We start from the raw sequence: 18567 nt of genomic DNA, 5'->3' as shown, positions 1-18567 counted from the left end.
TTGGAGGCTTGCAGCCGGAACCTGCTTCTTATTAAAGGTCGCGGCGGGTTTCACCACCATACCCCGCCACTTCCTGAAAGAGCGGCGGAAAATAACCTGTTCGAAGCACCGCCTTTACGTTGACGCAGACTGTAAAAGAAAGGAAAGCACGCTCCGTGAACTTCAGCACACCGCCAGCGGGGGCTTCCCCGCGCACACCGCCCGCGGGGACTTCCCCGCCGCTTTCGCAAAGAACGGCGGAAAATAACCTGTTCGAAGCACCGCCTTTACGTTGACGCAGACTGTAAAAGAAAGGAAAGCACGCTCCGTGAACTTCAGCACACCGCCCGCGGGGGCTTCCCCGCGCACACCGCCCGCGGCAGGCTTTGTCCACACTCCGTTCCTTTCTGAAAGAGCGGCGGAAAGCAGCCTGTTCGAAGCACCGCCTTTACGTTGACGCAGACTGTAAAAGAAAGGAAAGCACGCTCCGTGAACTTCAGCACATCGCCAGCGGGGGCTTCCCCGCGCACACCGCCAGCGGGGGCTTCCCCGCGCACGCTATTCGAAGGGAAGATGGTTGCTTTCCAGACCAATTTTTACGATTGTACCTTTGCCGACTTCCGATTCAATAGAAAAGGTGTGCGACAGTTTGCCCAGAACCCGCCTGCATAAATACAGCCCGATACCGGTCGACTTTTTATCCGTGCGCCCGTTGTAGCCGGTAAACCCCTTTTGTCCGATGCGCGGCAGATCCTCCGCCGCAATGCCGATGCCGGTGTCTGCGATGACCAGAGTGTCGGGGGACTGCAGGCGGATTTCTACCACGCCGCCGGATTTGGTGTATTTCAGCGCGTTTGAAAGCAACTGCTCCACGACAAACAGAAGCCACTTTTCATCGGTAAGCACCGTATAGGCAACCGGCTGATACCGCAGGGCGATTTTTTGCCGGATGAACAGCGGCGCGTATTTGTGAATCGCTTGTTTCAGAATGCTGTCCAGAGAATACCGTTTAAACACAAAGTCGCTGGTTTCACTGTCCAGACGCAGATATGACAGAACCATGCCCACATATTCCTCAATTTTAAAAAGCGAGTCTGTCAGCGCGGAGCGTTCCCTGCTTTCATCATCCTGCAGCAGGATGTGCATGGCGGCAATCGGCGTCTTAATCTGATGCGCCCACAGCGTGTAGTACTCCACCATCTCCCGGCGGGAACAGTCCTGCTCGGCGGCCATTTCTGCGGCGGTACGGTACAGCGCTTGCAGCAGAGTCTGATAGTCCTTCTCAACTGGCGATTTCGGCGCAGGCAGGCAATCCAAACCGTACTTTACCCGTTCGGTAAGGTCCTGCAGGGCGAAGTGCTTTTTCCGAAAGTGCAGAAAATCAAGGAGCAGAAACAGCAGACCGATAAAGCCGCACAGCAACGCGGCGTAACCGACCGCATCAAGCGGCAGACTGTATAGTGCAAAAATGGTGCAGAAAATCAGTAGAACCACGGTGAAATAAACGATGGTTTTGCTGTGCATCCGCAGATACGAGAGAAAAAGTTTCATGATTTCACCAGATATCCTAGACCTTTTTTAGTAAGGATTAAATCGTTTAGGCCAATTTTAGCAAGTTTGCGGCGCAGGCGATTGATGTTGACCGTCAGCGTGTTTTCATCAATGTAGCAGTCCGTTTCCCACAGCCGTGCCATTAAATCTTCACGCCGCACCACTTTGCCGGCGCTTTCAAACAGGGACTGCAGAATTTTCAGTTCGTTTTTGGAAAGCGCGGTTTTCTGTTCGTTAAAAGTAACGGTTGCCTCCGAAAGGTTCAGGATGGCGCCGCCGCACGCCAGCAAATCCTCCGGCGTGCCGAAAGCATAGGTTCGCCGCAGCACCGCCTGAATTTTTGCGGTCAGAACGTTCAGGTCAAACGGTTTCGCAATAAAATCATCCGCGCCCAGATTCATTGCCATGACCATGTTCATGTTGTCTGCCGCAGAGGAAAGAAACAGGATGGGCACCTTGGAGATTTGCCGGATTTGTTCACACCAGTGAAATCCATTGTAAAACGGAAGCGAAAGATCCAGCAGCACCAGCTGCGGGTCAAAGGCGGCAAATTCTAAATCAACCGCGTGAAAGTCCCGCACTGCCTTTGGCTGCATTCCCCAGCCGCTCAGGTGCTTGGCCACAGCAGACGCAATAATGGCATCGTCCTCAACAATCAAAATTTTGTACATTTGCCGGCTCCTTTCTCTGTTTTCTTTTCCACATTGATTATAACATATTTGTTGCGGAAAAGCAGTCGGCGCTTTTCTATCAGCATTTTGCAGTAGAATTTGTACAGGAGTAAAAACATGTCTATACAATTTTGCAAAAAACACAGAAAAGTATTGACAAATAATTCACAACAGAATATGCTTATTACAAATGACCAATGCCTGATCATTAACAAGCAACCTACTTGTATTGTTGAAACTTGCGAATTTGTCAGTACCAATGTTGCAAAGCACATCAAAACACTGTAAAATTTGTCAGTGCAGGCTGCCTGCTGACCATGCAGACAATCGGTCAACTCTAACAGAAAGAGACTGATTCTAAATGACAAAAGCCATGCAAGACCAGGGGTGTGTGGAAAAGCAGCCCCTGACCGATGACTATCTGAAAAAGATGGATGCATACTGGCGTGCTGCCAATTATCTTGGCGCAGGTCAGCTGTATCTGCTGGACAATCCGCTGCTCAAGCGCCCGCTGACCATGGACGACGTCAAGAAAAAGATTGTCGGCCACTGGGGCACTGTGCCCGGGCAGAACTTCGTTTATGTGCACCTGAATCGTGCCATTAAGAAGTATGACCTTGACATGATCCTGATTTCCGGTCCGGGCCACGGAGGCAACTTCTTCGTAGCCAATACGTACCTGGAGGGCACTTACAGCGAAGTTTACCCGAACATCAGCCGGGATGAGGAAGGCATGAAAAAGCTCTTCAAGCAGTTCTCTTTCCCCGGCGGAATTTCCAGCCACGTTGCGCCGGAAACCCCCGGCTCCATCAACGAGGGCGGCGAGTTGGGCTACTCCATTGCCCATGCGTTCGGCTCTGTGTTTGACAACCCGGATTTGATTACCGCCTGCATCGTGGGCGACGGCGAGGCGGAAACAGGCCCGCTGGCCACCAGCTGGCACTCCAACAAGTTCCTCAATCCGGTTTCCGACGGTGCTGTGCTGCCGATTCTGCACCTGAATGGCTACAAAATCAGCAACCCGACCATCTTCTCCCGGATGTCCCACGAGGAAGTGGAAAACTTCTTCAAGGGCTGCGGCTGGAAGCCGTACTTTGTCGAGGGCGACGACCCGATGACCATGCACCGCAAGATGGCGGAGACACTGGATACGGTTGTTGAGGAGATCAAGGCGATTCAGAAGCACGCCCGTGAAACCGGCGATGCAACCCGCCCGCAGTGGCCGATGATTGTTCTGCGCACCCCGAAGGGCTGGACTGGCCCGAAAGTGGTGGACGGCAAGCAGATTGAGGGTACATTCCGTGCCCATCAGGTGCCCATGACCATGGAGGCTCCGGAGCATCTGCAGCAGCTGAGCGACTGGCTGCACAGCTACCATCCGGAAGAGCTGTTTGACGAAAACGGCCACTTGGTTCCGGAACTGCAGGCACTGGCGCCGACTGGGGAGCATCGCATTGGTTCCAACCCGCACGCCAACGGCGGCAAGCTGCTGCACGACCTGCGCCTGCCCGACTTCCGCGATTATGCGGTGGATGTGCCGGCACCCGGCGCTGTTGAAAAGCAGGATATGATTGAGCTGGGCGGTTTTGTCCGCGATATTTTCAAGCTCAACAAAGCCAGCCGCAATTTCCGTATCTTCGGGCCTGACGAAACGATGTCGAACCGTTTGAACAAGGTCTTTGAGGAAACGAACCGTGACTGGAACGCAAAACATCTGGACAACGATGAATTCCTGGCAACAGACGGCCGCGTGATGGATTCCATGCTCAGCGAGCATATGTGCGAGGGCTGGCTGGAAGGTTACCTGCTGACCGGCCGTCATGGTTTCTTTGCAAGCTATGAGGCGTTTATCCGCATTGTGGACAGCATGGCTGCCCAGCACGCGAAGTGGCTCAAGGTTTGCAACCAATTGCCGTGGCGCCAGCCGATTTCTTCCCTGAACCTGATTCTGACTTCCAACGTGTGGCAGCAGGATCACAACGGCTTTACCCATCAGGATCCCGGCTTCCTTGACCATATTGCCAATAAGAAAGCGGATGTTGTGCGCCTGTACCTGCCGCCGGATACGAACTGCCTGCTGTCTGTGTTTGACCACTGCGTGCGCAGCAAGAACTATGTGAACGTTATGGTTACTTCCAAACATCCGCGCCCCCAGTGGCTGACCATGGAGCAGGCTGTCAAGCACTGCACCCAGGGCATCGGCATCTGGGAGTGGGCAAGCAGCGACCAGAACGCAGAGCCTGACGTGGTCATGGCGTGCTGCGGCGACACCCCGACGCTGGAAACACTGGCGGCAGTCACCATTCTGCGTGACAGCCTGCCGGAGCTGAAAATCCGCGTAATCAACGTGGTTGACCTGATGAAGCTGGAGCCGAGCACCAAGCATCCGCACGGCCTTACCGACGTGGACTACGACGCACTCTTCACCACCGATAAGCCGATTATCTTTGCGTTCCACGGCTACCCGACGCTCATTCATGAGCTGACTTACCATCGCCATAACCGCAACCTGCACGTCTGCGGCTACCGCGAAGAGGGCACCATTACAACTCCGTTTGATATGCGTGTACAAAACGAGATCGACCGTTTCCATTTGGTCAAGGATGTCATCAACCGCTTGCCGCAGCTTGGCAATCGTGGGGCATACCTCATCCAGAAGATGAACGATACCCTCGTTGCGCATAAGCAATATATCAGCACTTACGGTCAGGATCTCCCTGAGGTTCGCGACTGGAAGTGGCACACGCCGGAACAGAAGTAAGCGCTGCTCCGAAAAAAGGACTGTGGCTGGTATTCCTTGGCAGCCGCTGAATCTTGCACTCCGATAGAAAACATGTAGAACCGCACCCCACTTTGTGAACTTTGGCAAGGCGGGGTGCGGTTCTGTTTGGCGGCAAAGCTGTGCTTGCGCTTTTGCGTAAAAAAGTCTAAAATAAAATTAACCTGTACAGCTTTCACTTGTGCCGGAAATGAAGGAAAAGGAGCCTGAATCATATGAAACTTGGATTTATCGGCTGCGGAAATATGGCAAACGCCATGATGGGCGGCATTATCCGTAACGGCCTTTGCAAGCCGGAGGAAGTTTTAGCTGCCAATCCGTCTGCTCCCGCTTTGGAAAAGGCGAAAAAGAATCTGGGGATTTCTACAACAGCTGACAACACCGAAGTGGCGAAGACCTGTGATGTGGTGGTGCTGTCTGTCAAACCGCAGTTTTATGAGGAAGTTATTGCCGAGATTCGGAATGCAGTGCGCCCTGAGCAGCTGGTGGTTACCATTGCACCCGGCAAAACGCTTGCGTGGCTTGCCGAGCAGTTCGGTAAGCCGGTGCAGATTGTGCGCACAATGCCCAATACGCCGGCTTTAGTGGGAGAGGGAATTACGGCTGCCTGCCCGAACGAAAACGTCTCAGAGGCTTCTCTGGACTGCGCAATGCGTATCCTGAAAAGCTTCGGCAAGGCGGAGATCATTCCGGAGCGATTGATGGATGCGGTGGTTTCTGTCAGCGGCAGTTCACCCGCCTATGTGTTTCTGCTGATTGAGGCCATGGCGGACGCCGCTGTTGCGGATGGAATGCCGCGCCAGCAGGCGTATACTTTCGCGGCTCAGGCGGTGTACGGCAGTGCGAAGATGGTGTTGGAAACTGGCAGGCACCCCGGTGAGCTGAAGGATATGGTGTGTTCTCCGGCAGGCACAACGATTGCCGCTGTGCGTGTGCTGGAGGAAAAGGGCTTTCGCGCCAGCATTATGGATGCCATGAAGGCTTGTACCGAAAAAGCCAAGTCCGTATAAATGAATCTCATAAAAAAATGAGTACAACAAAAGACCGAAAGCAGTTTTTCTATCCTGCTTTCGGTCTTTTGTTAGGTCGCTAGTTCGGTATGCATCCAACTACTGGCAAACGCGAGCTGCTCTTTGGTGTGAAACCAATGCTCACCGTTTTCCATGACGGTCAGACGGCAGTGGTGCGCTTTTACAAAAGCATCTAAAACCGAGCGCTCTGTCATGGAATCGGTCGAGCCGTACAGAATGGCAGTCGGTACATCCCAGCATTCCACCGGATGTGCTCGGACGTAACAGAGATATGCCCAGTCCAAGGTTTCTCCGAAAGCGGTTGGAATCTGTTTTTGTGTTTGCAGCTGCGCTTCCGTTACGCCGCTCCACTGCATCATGTTTTGAATCAGCTGTTCCATGTTCAGAATTGGAGAGTGAAACAGACAGTGCTGTATCGGGCAGTCCTGATAAGCAAGCAAACTGAAGTATGCCCCGATGCTGCAGGCGTACAGGGAAATTGCCTGCCAGTGCTTCCGGGCGTATTCCCAGATGCTGTGCAGGTCTTGGGTGCTGTTAGGAATGTCACAGGGGGTAGGCAGATTTTTACGGTCACCGTGTTGCGGCAGGTCAAAGCTTAATACTTGAAAGCCGCGGGCTGTGGCTTCCGCAGCAAAGTCGGCTGCGTCCGCTTTGCTGCCTTGCTTTCCGTGTACGAAGAGATAAACGCGCTGGGACGGCTCTCCCCACAGCACAGCGGGAATTTGGGAAATCGTAAGGTTTTGTGTATGCAATTTATGCCTCCTGACTCGTTTCGTGAAGCATGGGGTGGTACAGCTGCGTGTTCTGTGAAAATCCCGCAGATTCAAAATAAAAGAGAGCAGCAAAATCGAAAGTATTTCCGGTTTTGCTGCTCTCTTTGCTTGGCTCGGTTATAAAAGGAAATTGTATTTTGTGTTAGGCTTTTTCTGCCTCGACTTTGTGGCAGGCAACAAAGTGATTCGGGCGAACCTCTCGCAGTACCTGGGTCTGGGTAAGGCAGGTTTCATCCGCATAGGGGCAGCGGCCTGCGAAGGGGCAGCCCGGCTTCGGGTTAATAGGGCTGGGCACATCGCCGGAAAGCACCTGAATCTGCTTTTGCGCCTCTTTGTCCGGGTCCGGAATCGGCACAGCGGCCAGCAGCGCCTGGCTGTAGGGGTGCATGGTGTGTGCGTAAATTTCATCGCTGTCTGCCAGTTCCAGCAGATTGCCAAGGTACATGACCGCGATGCGGTCTGAAATGTACTTGACGATGTTCAGGTCATGGGCAATGAACATATAGGTCAGGCCCAGTTTCTGCTGCAGATCTTTGAGCAGGTTAATAATCTGGCTTTGAATGGAAACGTCCAGAGCGGAAATCGGTTCGTCGCAGACGATGAATTCCGGCTCAATCGCCAGTGCGCGGGCAATGCCGATGCGCTGGCGCTGACCGCCGCTGAACTCATGCGGGAAGCGGTTTGCGTGCTCGCGGTTCAGTCCGACGGTTTCCAGCAGTTCATAAACACGCTCCTGACGCTTTTGAGCGTCATACATATTGTGAATTTCCATGCTCTCCGCAATAATCGTACCGACCGTCATACGGGGGTCCAGTGAAGCGTAAGGGTCCTGGAAGATAATCTGCGCTTTTTCAGAGTAAGCGAAACGGTCGCGCGTGTGCTGCAGGTTCACCGGCTTGCCGCGGTACTTGATGGTACCTTTGGTTGGGTGGTAAATACCCATGACCACACGGCCCAGCGTGGACTTGCCGCAACCGGACTCGCCGACGATGCCCAGCGTTTCGCCTTTGTAAATATCCATGGTAATGTCGTTCACGGCAACCAGCGTCTGCTTTTTGCCAACATGAAAGTGTTTGGAGATATGCTCCAGCGTAATCAGCTTTTCTTTTTCCATTATGCGTCGGCCTCCTTGCTTTCACTGGATTTTTCAGCGCTGCCGGGGAAGTCGGAATGCAGACGCCAGCAGGACGCGGTGTGGTTTTCACCGACGGTAAATTCCGGCGGCTGCTGCTGCCGGCAGATTTTCATGCAGTGCGTGCAGCGGCTTGCAAACGCACAGCCCTGCGGCGGCGCATACAGATCCGGCGGGGTGCCGGGAATGCTGACCAACTGCTCGTCACGGTTTGTTTCAATGGTTGGCAGGCTGCGCAGCAGTGCGGAGGTGTAAGGATGTGCATGGCGGTAAAAGATGTCTTGTACACTGCCGTGCTCCACTACCTTGCCGGCGTACATAACCGCCACACGGTCTGCAAGATTTGCCACAACGCCGAGGTCGTGGGTAATCAAAATGATGGCGGTGCCCGTTTTTTCGCGGATCTCACTCATCAGTTCCATAATCTGCGCCTGAATGGTCACATCCAGTGCCGTAGTGGGCTCGTCAGCAATCAGAAGCTTCGGGTCGCAAGAGAGCGCCATGGCAATCATGGCGCGCTGCCGCATACCGCCGGAAAATTCGTGGGGATACTGCATGGCGCGCTGTTCCGCATTTGGAATCTGCACCATCTTCAGCAGCCGTATCGCTTCTTTTTTACATTCAGCAGTAGGCAGGTGCTTGTGCTTGCGCAGGGTTTCTGTCAGCTGCTTGCCGACGCGCATGGTCGGGTTCATGCAGGTCATCGGGTCCTGGAAAATCATGCTGACCAACTGACCGCGGATGTCCTGCATTTCTTTTTCAGTTGCGGCGACAATGTCTTTGCCGCAAAGGGTGATGCTGCCCTCCTTAATGCGGGCGGGGGGCATGGGGTTGAGCTTCATGATGGTCTGTGCGGTCACACTTTTACCGCAGCCGGACTCACCGACAATTGCCAGGACTTCGCCCGCGTCCACATGCAGGGAAACGCCGCGCACAGCGTGAACTTCGCCTGCATAGCTGTCGAACGAAACATGGAGATTGTCAACTTTCAGTACCTGTTCCATTGTAAGTTACCTCCTCAGTTTCGGATCGAATGCATCGCGCAGCTGGTCGCCCAACAGGTTGAAGGACAGCATTGTAACACAAATGAAGAGAGCCGGCACGACCAGCTCAAACGGATACTGCTGGAACACAGCGATGCCGTCGTTGGCCAGAATACCCCAAGAAGAATTCGGCGGGGCAATGCCCAGACCCAGCATGGACAGAAATGCTTCGGTAAAGATGATGTTTGGAATGTCCAATGTGACATTGACGATAATAACGCTCAGAATATTCGGCACCAGATGGCGTGCGATAATCCGCCGTGGTTTGGCGCCCATGGCTTCTGCGGCAATCAGGAATTCCTGCTCTTTGAGTGCCATAACCTGGCCGCGCACCAGTCGTGCCATGCCGGTCCAGCCGGTAATGGAGTAGGCGATTATGATACTGCCCAGACCGCGGTCCATGACAATCATCAGCAGCATTACGATGATGAGGTAGGGGATACCACTGATGATTTCCAGAATACGCATCATGACGTTGTCGACTGCACCGCCGAAGTAACCGGAGATGCCGCCGTAAACCACGCCGACCACACAGTCAATCAGCGCAACAGCAAAGGCAACGGTCAGCGAAACACGCGCGCCTGCCCAGGTGCGTACCCAGATGTCGCGCCCCAGTGCATCGGTGCCGAAAATGTGGACATTGCCGCTGGTGGGGTCAACAAACATCGGCGGTTTGTTGGAAAACGCCACGTGCTGCTCGGAAATTGAAAATGCACTGAAAAACGGAATGAAAACAGCGCCGAGAATCAGTAAAATCAAAAGTACAAGGCAGACCATTGCGGTGGGGCTGCGGCGCACACGGTTAAAGGCATCTTTCCAGAAACTGATGGAAGGCCGTGCAATGGCTTCCATATCGGCGGCGTCGGTGCCGACGCGCTCAAACGCTTCGGTATCAATGTGACCGTTCGGATCATACAGCAGCGCCTCTGTTTGCGCTGCAGGCTGCATTTTTTTTGCCATAGGTCTTCCTCACTCCCTTCCGCCGGTCAGCTTGACACGCGGATCAATCAGACCGTAAACAATATCGACCACAAAGTTTGCAAAAACAAGGAACGCGCCGTAGAACAAAGTCGTGCCGGAAATAACCGTGTAGTCATTTGACTGTACACACTGCACGAAGTATTTGCCCATGCCGGGAATGGTGAAAATGTTTTCGACCACGAAAGCACCGGTCAGTACGGCAGCTACCAGCGGCCCCATGACAGTGACCACCGGCATAATGGCGTTGCGCACGGCGTGCTTCCAAATAATCTGGTTGCGCGAAAGCCCCTTTGCCTTAGCGGTTTTTATATAATCCTGACTTAAAACATCCAGCATACTCGTTCGCATCAATCGGCTGATGGTCGCCATGGAACCGAACGCCAGCGCGAATGCGGGCAGAATCTTACTGTTGGGGCTGTCCCAGCCGATGAGTGCAAAAACGTGCACACCGGTTGCCTGGTACAGCTTCAGGCCAAGGAAATACTGAATCAATGCGCCAATGATGAAGGACGGGACGGAAACACCAATCAGTGCAACAAACATGGCTGCGGTGTCGCCGGCTTTTCCGCGGTGTATGGAGGCAACCACACCCAGCAGCAAACCAATGAAAAACGCAAAAATCAACGACCGGATGCCGAGATCCAGAGAAACCGGAAAAGCCTGGCCGATGATGTCTGTAACCGCGCGCTTGTCAGCCAGTGAAACGCCTAAGTCGCCGTGAAGGATGTTGGCAATATAAACAATAAACTGGACAAAAAGCGGCTTGTCAAGCCCGTACTTTGCGTACAGGGCGTCTTTGGTTGCCTGCGGAATGGCTTTCGCACCGACAAACGGGTCACCGGGGACCATGTGCATGAGCCCAAAAGTTACTGCGATGAGCACGAAAATCGTGATCAGCGAGTAAAGCAAACGTTTCAAAATGTACGAAACCTGTTTTGGCAAGCAAAATCAACTCCTTTAATTTTGCAGCGGCAGCTTCCGCGGGTCAGCGCAGCGGCGACGGGCCGTCCCGAACCCCGTGGCAGTCGACTGTTTCGGCGGTACTGTGCTGTGAATAAATTTTTTGCAGATTTCCATGAGAAAGAGCAGGAGGCTTCTGCGGCCTTGTCGGTTTTCGGAAAAACCGAGCGGGGATTTATGAACTGCAGGGGAGCATTCCCTTGCTTATGAAGGCTGCAAACCAAGGAAGGGTTTGCAGCTTTCATAAGCAAATAGAGCCACGGTAGCCATGGCTCTATTTGCAGGTGAAACAAAATAGAGATGATGCTGAAAGGATTACTTCGTTGTAATCTTCGCTCCGTCAGTAAAGTCATACTCCTGGAAGCCGGAGCGGGTCATGCCGGAAATCTTCGCGGAGGTTACATAAGGAACCACCTGGAAGTACAGCGGGTATACGGCGCAGTCTGTGGAAGCAACCAGTTTTTCTGCTTTGCGCAGGTCATCCTGGCGCTTTGCGGCATCCGATTCTTTTGTGGCTGCGGCAATCAGCTTGTCATATTCCGGATTGGAGTACTTGCCGTTGTTGTTGCCGTTGCCGGTGGTCCACATATCCAGGAACGTCATGGCGTCGTTATAATCCGGCGACCAGCCTGCCATAACGATATCGAAGTCACCTTGGTTCATGGCGGCAATCCGTGCCTTAAAGGACATTGGTTTCAGTTCCACGCTGATTCCGAGGGTGGATTTCCACTGCTCCTGGAAGAAAGCTGCCTGCTGCTGTGCGGCAGAGGTGTCATCGGTAATAAAGGTGAGCTTCAGAGAGTCTTTGGTCAAACCAGTCTCCTTGAGTCCCTTTTCGAGTAGGGTTTTCGCCTCATCCACGTTATAGGAAACGAGCTTTTCGCGGCCTTCCGCATAGGGTTTGCTGTCGGCGCCCTTGATGTTTGTGGGAACCAGACCGTCCGCTACAACCGAGTCGTCCTTCAAGACATCTTTGATGAAGCTGTTGACATTAATTGCTTCGCCGAGTGCCTTGCGGATGTTGGCGTTGTCCAGACCTTTTTTCTTGGTATTGTACTGGAAGTACCAGTTAGAGCCGGCAACGTAGCTTTCAATCGGCTGTCCCTCGGCCTTCATCTGTGTAATCTGGTCGCCGGTCAGATTGATGCAGTCCACCTGCGCACCCTTGAATGCGTTCATGCGGGCGTTAGTATCTTTCATCATCAGATACTTGACATTCGAAATCTGATTGTTGGCGGCATTCCAGTAACTGTCGTTTTTCGCCAGGGTGATGTGGTCGTCGTGTACCCATTCGGAAATCTTGTATGCGCCGTTGGTGACAATCTGGCTTGCTTCCTTGGCGTACTTGTCAGCGCCGATGGATTCGTATGCCTTCTGGTCAAGCGGCATATAAGCGGTAAATGCCATCAGAGGCAGCGCATACGGCAGTGGGTTTTCCAGAGTCAGAGTCAGGGTGTAATCGTCCGCAGCTTTACAGCCGAGGTTCTTTTCTGCCGCGTCCACTTTTGCCTTTTCGGCAGCGGTGCGTTTTGCGGCCGGTGTTTTGGTTGCGTCAAAGTATGCCTGACCGTTTTTGATGTTCGTATAAAGGATAAAAGCATAAGTTGCACCATTGGACTGATCCATGCCCTGCTTCCAGGCATAAAGAAAGTCTTTTGCGGTTACCGGATCTCCGTTGCTCCACTTGGCATCCTTGCGCAGGTGGAAGGTGTAGGTCTTTTTGTCTGCGCTGATGTCCCACTTTTCCGCCATATCGGGTTGCGCATTATCGTCTTTGTCCAGACGAACCAGACCGGACATCACCATGCGCAGAATATCCGCGGAAGCGGTGTCCTGCGTCTGGGTAGTGTTCAGCTCCGGCGGCTCTGTGCGCATATCAACCGTGACCGTATTTGGGTCGGTGGTACCGGCGTAAAGGTTGGTACTTGCGGCAGATCCGGTGGAACCGGACGCAGTGGTGGTGCTTCCGCCGCAGGCCGTGACGGAAACCGCCATGGCACCGGCGAGCAGAAGCGCGATGGATTTTTTCATAAATTTCATGAGTGTAGAATCATTCCTCCATATGAATTTTGGCGAAGCGCCACTTGCATATAATACTGCAAAAATTGTTGTAATGCAAGGAAAAATGCGCATTAGCAGGATTTGCTTTCAGGGGCAAAGCAGCGCTGCAGGGGCGCTTTTTTGTCAGATTCACACAACTATGAAAATTTAATCAGAATAGATGCATACTTTATGCACATTAGAAAGAAGCTGTTGAAAAACACGCTTTTATGCATTGAATGAATAATTCAGTACTCTTTTAAAGTATCAGCGAACCAACGCGACAGCACAAATTTACATATGCGTGCTGCTGTTTTAGCAGGAAAAAGCACCTCTTTTCTATGGGGCGAGAGAAAAACAGGAGCCAGTGAAACCGTGTGTGCTTCCGCCGAGCAGGCTGTAAATGCCTGAAAAGTGGGGAGCGATGTACAAACAGGCGGCAGCTGTGCACCGTCTGCTTTTCAGAAGCTGTGAAAAAATATACAGGAACGCTTCTACTGCCAGCCGGCGGAAAATGTTTCTTGTACCGAATCCGGCCAGCCGGAGAAAATGAACGCCTGCCAAATCGGCACCGTCAAAGCTACAGAGTGGAATCCGGACTGAAATTTTTTAGAAAATTATAAATATGCGAAAACAGGGAGGAAAGAGCCGGAGAAAAAGCAACCCGCGCCGGTAAAAAAACGGCTTTTTCATTTTACAGACGGCCAGCAGAAAGGCGGCAGCCGGTCGGCTGGGAGTGGGCATCTGCGGCAGAAAAGCAGGCAAAGATGCATGGAACTGCTTCTTTGCCTGCTTTTTAAGATTTATTCTGCGGTTTCAAGTGTAGCTGAAAGAAGATTCCCGCTTAGCCGGCAGTGTTGATTTTTGCACCGTCACAGACATCAAATTCCTGGAACGGCGTACGGGTCAGGCCGGAAAGCTTCTTGCTGCAGGTGTACGTTTTCACGCGGAAGTACAGCGGGAAGGCTGCGCAGTCGGTTTCTACAACCAGTTTTTCTGCTTTCAGCAGGTCATCCTGACGCTTTACGGAGTCGGACTCTGCGATGGCGGCTTTCACCAGTTTGTCATATTCCGGGTTGGAATATTTGCCGTAGTTGTTGCCGTTATCGGTCATCCACATATCCAGATAGGTCAGGGCATCGTTGTAGTCCGGAGCCCACAGCGCCATGACAATCTGGAAGTCGCCGTCGTCCATGGCTTTGATACGGGACTTAAAGGGCATTGCTTTCAGATCAATTGTAATGCCAAGCGTGGATTTCCACTGCTCCTGCAGGAATGCAGCATCCTGCTGGGAATTGGAAGTATCGTCGCAGGTGAACGTAAGCTTCAGCTGGTCTTTGGTCATGCCGAGTTCCTTCAGACCCTCTTCAAACAATGTCTTTGCTTTTGCTGCGTCATACGTTGCGTAAGATTCGGTACGGCCCTTGGCGTATGTTTCACCGTTCGCGCCGCCGATGGTGCCGGGAACCAGACCGGGCGCAACCGTGGAGCCGTCTTTCAAAACATCATCACAGAAACTCTTAGTGTTGATGGCCATGCCGAGTGCTTGGCGAATCTTTGTGTTGGCAAGGATTTTGTCTTTAGTGTTGTACTGCAGGTAGCAGTTGGTGCCCTCTTCGTAAGGAACGAGCGGCTGTCCCTCATTTTTCAACTGGGTAATCTGGTCGCCGGTCAGACCAATGCAGTCCACCTGGCCGCCCTTCAGGGCGTTCATTGCGGTGTTGGTATCCTTAATCATAACAAACTTGACTTTCGGAATGTTGATGTTCTTTGCATTCCAGTAGTCATTGTTCTTGACAAGGGTAATGTGGTCATCGTGTACCCACTCGGAAATCTTGTAAGCGCCGTTGGTGACAATCTGGTTTGCTTCCTTGGCGTATTTGTCGGCGCCGATGGATTCATATGCCTTCTGGTTGACCGGGCAGTAGGTCTGGAAAGACATCAGCTGCAGGGCATAAGGAATCGGGTTGACAAACTCAATCTGGATGGTTTTGTCGTCAATGACTTTGCAGCCGAGGTTCTTTTCGGCTGCTGCGACCTTTGCCTTTTCGGCAGCGGTGCGCTTTGCAGCCGGTGTCTTGGTGGCGTTGAAGTAATCTTCGCCGCCTTTGACGTTATCATAAATAATGAAGCCGTAGCCTGAGCCGTTGGACTGATCCATCGCCAGTTCCCAACCGTAAAGATAATCTTTTGCGGTGACTGTTTCGCCGTTGCTCCACTTCATGCCGTCACGCAGGTGGAAAGTGTAGGTCTTTTTGTCTGCACTGATGTCCCAGCTCTTTGCCGCGCCGGCAATTGGCTGATCCTTGGCATCAAGCTGCGTCAGGGTGTCGATGGTCATACGCAGAATATCGGCGGAAACCGCATCGGTGGTCTGCGAAGAGTTCAGCTCCGGCGGCTCAGCACCAAGGTTCAAAGTGACCGAGTCACTGTCGCTGGTGCCGGGATACTGGCTGTTTGCGAAAGGATTGGAAGTGGAAGTATCTGTTGTGGAAGCCGTACCGGAAGCGGTGCTGTCTGCCGCAGAGGAATCAGTACCGCTGGCGGAAGTGCTGCTGGTGGTTGTCCCGCCGCAGGCTGCCATGGAAACTGCCATGGTACCGGCCAGGAGTACCGCCAGAAATTTTTTTGCATTGTTCATAACTCTTTCCCTCCATTCAAATAACACATTTGAATTATTAAATTGAACTACTTGCACATTATACCGTTTCACTTCGGAAATTGCAAGTACTTTTTCCGTAAAGTGAAAACAGGAAACGCATAACTTGCAAAAACGCGGACATTCTTTATTAGAATTGCCCAATAGACACAGATAATTCAAACGGCATGTTGTTGCATATTAACAAACTAAAGGAATAGCACTTTACAAAATAAACACTTGAAATCAAAAAAGTTTTCATAAAAAGGTGTTATGATTTATTACACAAAAGTAGTAAAACAGCAAAGCAATAAAACGCTCTACCTATATATAGTACCGTTTCGGCGCCTTCGCACGGGGGTGTAACGGTGTTCGCCGCATCCTTCTTTATTTTCTCATTTTTTTTGAAAAAAGATAGCGAATTTGCCTGTCTTGTATTATAATAAAGATAACGCTTTACCGACCCGCGGCTCGGCTGCAGGCAAAAAGAAAAAGAGGTGTGCCATGAAACGCATTTTTTTGATTGTGCTGGACAGTGTTGGCATCGGTGAAATGCCGGATGCCGGCACTTATGGGGACGAGGGCAGCAATACCCTGGCAGCCGCGGCTTCCAGTGCGGCTTTTTCTATGCCCAATTTGCAGAAGATTGGTCTTTTTAACATTGACGGTGTTTCCTGCCGTCCGGCGGCAGAGCACCCGACCGGCGCTTTCGCCCGCATGACAGAGGTGTCTAAAGGAAAAGATACCACCATCGGGCACTGGGAGATTGCCGGCATCAATTCGCAAAAGCCGCTGCCCACATACCCGAACGGCTTTCCGCAGGAGCTGCTGCAGGAGTTCAGCCGCAAAACCGGCCGTGGCGTGCTGTGCAACAAGCCATATTCCGGTACGGAAGTCATCCGCGACTATGGGCAGGAGCATGAGCGCACCGGCGCATTGATTGTTTACACATCGGCTGACAGCGTGTTTCAGGTTGCGGCGCATGAGGATGTTGTTCCGGTTGACGAATTGTACCGCGATTGCGAGATTGCGCGCAAGATGCTGGTTGGCGAGCACAACGTTGGGCGGGTGATTGCGCGCCCGTTTGTCGGGAAATATCCCGACTATACGCGCACGACCCGCCGCCATGATTTTTCAGTGCTGCCGCCGGCAGTCACCATGCTGGATCAGCTTTCCGAGGCGGGCAATGACGTGATTGCTGTGGGAAAAATCAATGATATCTTCGCGGGCAGGGGCATTACTGAGTTTACCCGCACCACTGGAAACGACGACGGGCTTGCAAAGACCATCGAGCTGACCGAGCGGGATTTTCACGGCCTTTGTTTTGTCAATCTGGTGGATTTTGATATGCTGTACGGTCACCGTAACGATGTGGAAGGCTACGCAAAGGGTTTGACCGCGGTGGACAAGGCGGTGCCCGCCCTGCTGGAGCATTTGGAAGAGGACGACCTTTTGATGTTCACAGCGGACCACGGCTGTGACCCCAGCACCCCCAGCACCGACCACTCCCGCGAGTACACGCCATGGGTCATTGCCGGCCCGGGTGTAAAGGCAGGGGCAAACCTGGGCACACTGCCGACTTTCGCGGACATCGGCGCAACCATACTGGACGCATTCGGCGTTCCGTCAAAGGTTACAGGGACTTCCCGCCTGAGCAGCATTGTGCGCTGATTCAGCGGAAAAAAGAGAGGCTGGCACTAAGACGGATTTCCGCGCCTGTACGGGCAGCCGGCGGGATGCGGATTTCAATATTTACTTCTACTAACAGGAGGAAAGCAGCAAATGAAAAAGATGAAAAAACTACTGGCAGCTGTTCTGGCCGGCACCATGGCGGTTACAATGGGTGCCTGCGGCGGGGCCGGAACCACTTCCAGCACAGCGGCAGGCTCCGGCAGCGCCGCTGCGGACAGCACCGCTTCGTCACAGGCCGACGCGGCCGGCACTGCCAGCAACACCACATCTGTTGACGGAAAAGGTTACAAAATCCGCATGGTCACCGACACCGGCGGTGTGAACGACCAGTCTTTCAACCAGTCTTCCTGGGAAGGCCTGCAGAACCTGCAGAAGGCGACCGGCGCGGACGTCAACTACATTGAGTCTAAGCAGGAATCCGACTACGCAACCAACCTTGACAAAGCCGCTGATGACGATGCCAAGCTCATCTGGGGCATTGGCTTCGCCATGGCGGAATCCATCGGCAACGCCGCCAAGCAGAATCCCGACATCAATTACGCTATTGTGGACAATGCCTATGACGCCAAAACCATGCCCAGCAATGTGGCAGGCGTGATGTTCCGCGCACAGGAGCCGTCCTTTGTTGTCGGCTATATTGCGGGCAAAACCACAAAAACCAACAAAGTTGGCTTTGTCGGCGGCATTACCAGCAACATCATCGACCAGTTTGAGTATGGCTACAAGGCCGGTGTCGCTTATGCTGCTAAAGAGCTGAACAAGAAGATTACCGTGGACGCACAGTACGCGGAAAGCTTCTCGGACTCCTCCAAGGGCAAGGCGATTGCAAACAGTATGTTCTCCAGCGGATGTGACATTGTCTTCCACGCGGCGGGCGGTGTCGGCGTCGGTGTCATCGCGGCAGCCAAGGACGCAGGTAAGTACGCCATCGGCGTTGACCGCGACCAGGCATACCTTGCGCCGAAAAACGTTCTGACCTCTGCACTGAAGCTGGTGCACGCGGCGGTTGAGGATGTTTCCAAGAAAGCCATGAGCGGCGAAAAAATCGGTGGCAAAACCTACACCTATGGCTTGACAGAAGATGCAGTCGGCATTCCGGAAAAGCATGACTTGATGGGAGACGACACGTACCAGGCGGCGCTGAAGGTGGAGCAGGACATTAAGAGCGGCAAGATTACACCGCCGGCCACCAAAGACGAGTTCACAAAGTACACCGCTTCCCTGAAGTAAAGAACTGCCGGGAAACTCCTCAATCCGGGTTTCCTGAAAAGCGGGGCGTTCTCTTAAACGGGGCGCT

General features: G+C 52.9%; 14 protein-coding genes. 4 read left to right on the top strand and 10 right to left on the bottom strand.

The genetic code is table 11. The features are described from left to right. Positions 1-162 precede the first annotated feature (162 nt). The 3 genes from PXC00_RS10885 to PXC00_RS10875 all read right to left on the bottom strand — a co-directional run bounded on the left by PXC00_RS10885 (position 163) and on the right by PXC00_RS10875 (position 2201). Positions 163-375, bottom strand: a complete 213-nt coding sequence (locus PXC00_RS10885; RefSeq protein ID WP_316934958.1) for a hypothetical protein — start codon at positions 373-375, stop codon at positions 163-165. A gap of 162 nt (positions 376-537) precedes the next feature. Continuing rightward, positions 538-1530, bottom strand: a complete 993-nt coding sequence (locus tag PXC00_RS10880) for a sensor histidine kinase (protein ID WP_275845128.1) — start codon at positions 1528-1530, stop codon at positions 538-540. Beyond that, entirely contained in the window at positions 1527-2201 is a 675-nt protein-coding gene (locus PXC00_RS10875; RefSeq protein WP_275845127.1) for a response regulator transcription factor, read from the bottom strand. Before PXC00_RS10875 ends, PXC00_RS10880 begins: the two co-directional genes overlap by 4 nt. Before the next feature lie 373 nt (positions 2202-2574). Here PXC00_RS10875 and PXC00_RS10870 point away from each other — a divergent pair, with 373 nt between their 5' ends. Together PXC00_RS10870 and proC are read left to right on the top strand one after the other, a co-directional pair. After that, the gene (locus PXC00_RS10870) at positions 2575-4962 is read left to right on the top strand and encodes a phosphoketolase family protein (protein WP_275845194.1); all 2388 of its coding nucleotides are present in this window, start codon (positions 2575-2577) and stop codon (positions 4960-4962) included. A gap of 233 nt (positions 4963-5195) precedes the next feature. Then, entirely contained in the window at positions 5196-5990 is a 795-nt protein-coding gene (gene proC, locus PXC00_RS10865; protein ID WP_275845126.1) for a pyrroline-5-carboxylate reductase, read from the top strand. A gap of 71 nt (positions 5991-6061) precedes the next feature. Here proC and PXC00_RS10860 read toward each other — a convergent pair whose 3' ends face one another. The 7 genes from PXC00_RS10860 to PXC00_RS10830 form a co-directional block, all read right to left on the bottom strand. Then, on the bottom strand, positions 6062-6763 hold the full coding sequence (locus PXC00_RS10860) for an alpha/beta hydrolase (protein WP_275845125.1): 702 nt from the start codon (positions 6761-6763) through the stop codon (positions 6062-6064). Between the two features lie 163 nt (positions 6764-6926). Further along, the gene (locus PXC00_RS10855) at positions 6927-7898 is read right to left on the bottom strand and encodes an ABC transporter ATP-binding protein (protein WP_316934957.1); all 972 of its coding nucleotides are present in this window, start codon (positions 7896-7898) and stop codon (positions 6927-6929) included. Next, the gene (locus PXC00_RS10850) at positions 7898-8920 is read right to left on the bottom strand and encodes an ABC transporter ATP-binding protein (protein ID WP_275845123.1); all 1023 of its coding nucleotides are present in this window, start codon (positions 8918-8920) and stop codon (positions 7898-7900) included. The genes PXC00_RS10855 and PXC00_RS10850 overlap by 1 nt, the downstream gene beginning before the upstream one ends. 6 nt (positions 8921-8926) lie before the next feature. After that, on the bottom strand, positions 8927-9919 hold the full coding sequence (locus PXC00_RS10845; RefSeq protein ID WP_275845122.1) for an ABC transporter permease: 993 nt from the start codon (positions 9917-9919) through the stop codon (positions 8927-8929). A 9-nt stretch (positions 9920-9928) separates the two neighbouring features. Continuing rightward, entirely contained in the window at positions 9929-10882 is a 954-nt protein-coding gene (locus PXC00_RS10840) for an ABC transporter permease (protein WP_275845121.1), read from the bottom strand. Between the two features lie 333 nt (positions 10883-11215). Further along, positions 11216-12940, bottom strand: a complete 1725-nt coding sequence (locus PXC00_RS10835; protein WP_316934956.1) for a peptide ABC transporter substrate-binding protein — start codon at positions 12938-12940, stop codon at positions 11216-11218. An 844-nt stretch (positions 12941-13784) separates the two neighbouring features. Further along, on the bottom strand, positions 13785-15581 hold the full coding sequence (locus PXC00_RS10830; RefSeq protein WP_275845118.1) for a peptide ABC transporter substrate-binding protein: 1797 nt from the start codon (positions 15579-15581) through the stop codon (positions 13785-13787). A gap of 501 nt (positions 15582-16082) precedes the next feature. Between PXC00_RS10830 and PXC00_RS10825 the strand changes: the two genes are divergently transcribed. Continuing rightward, positions 16083-17249, top strand: a complete 1167-nt coding sequence (locus PXC00_RS10825) for a phosphopentomutase (RefSeq protein ID WP_275845117.1) — start codon at positions 16083-16085, stop codon at positions 17247-17249. 120 nt (positions 17250-17369) lie between these two features. Further along, positions 17370-18500 (top strand): BMP family lipoprotein, encoded by a 1131-nt coding sequence (locus PXC00_RS10820; RefSeq protein WP_275845193.1) that lies wholly within the window; start codon positions 17370-17372, stop codon positions 18498-18500. Positions 18501-18567 lie beyond the last annotated feature (67 nt).

It is taken from the genome of Caproicibacterium argilliputei (assembly GCF_029211325.2).
GTDB classification, from domain to species: domain Bacteria; phylum Bacillota; class Clostridia; order Oscillospirales; family Acutalibacteraceae; genus Caproicibacterium; species Caproicibacterium argilliputei.
This window is presented reverse-complemented; position numbering and strand designations above follow the sequence as displayed.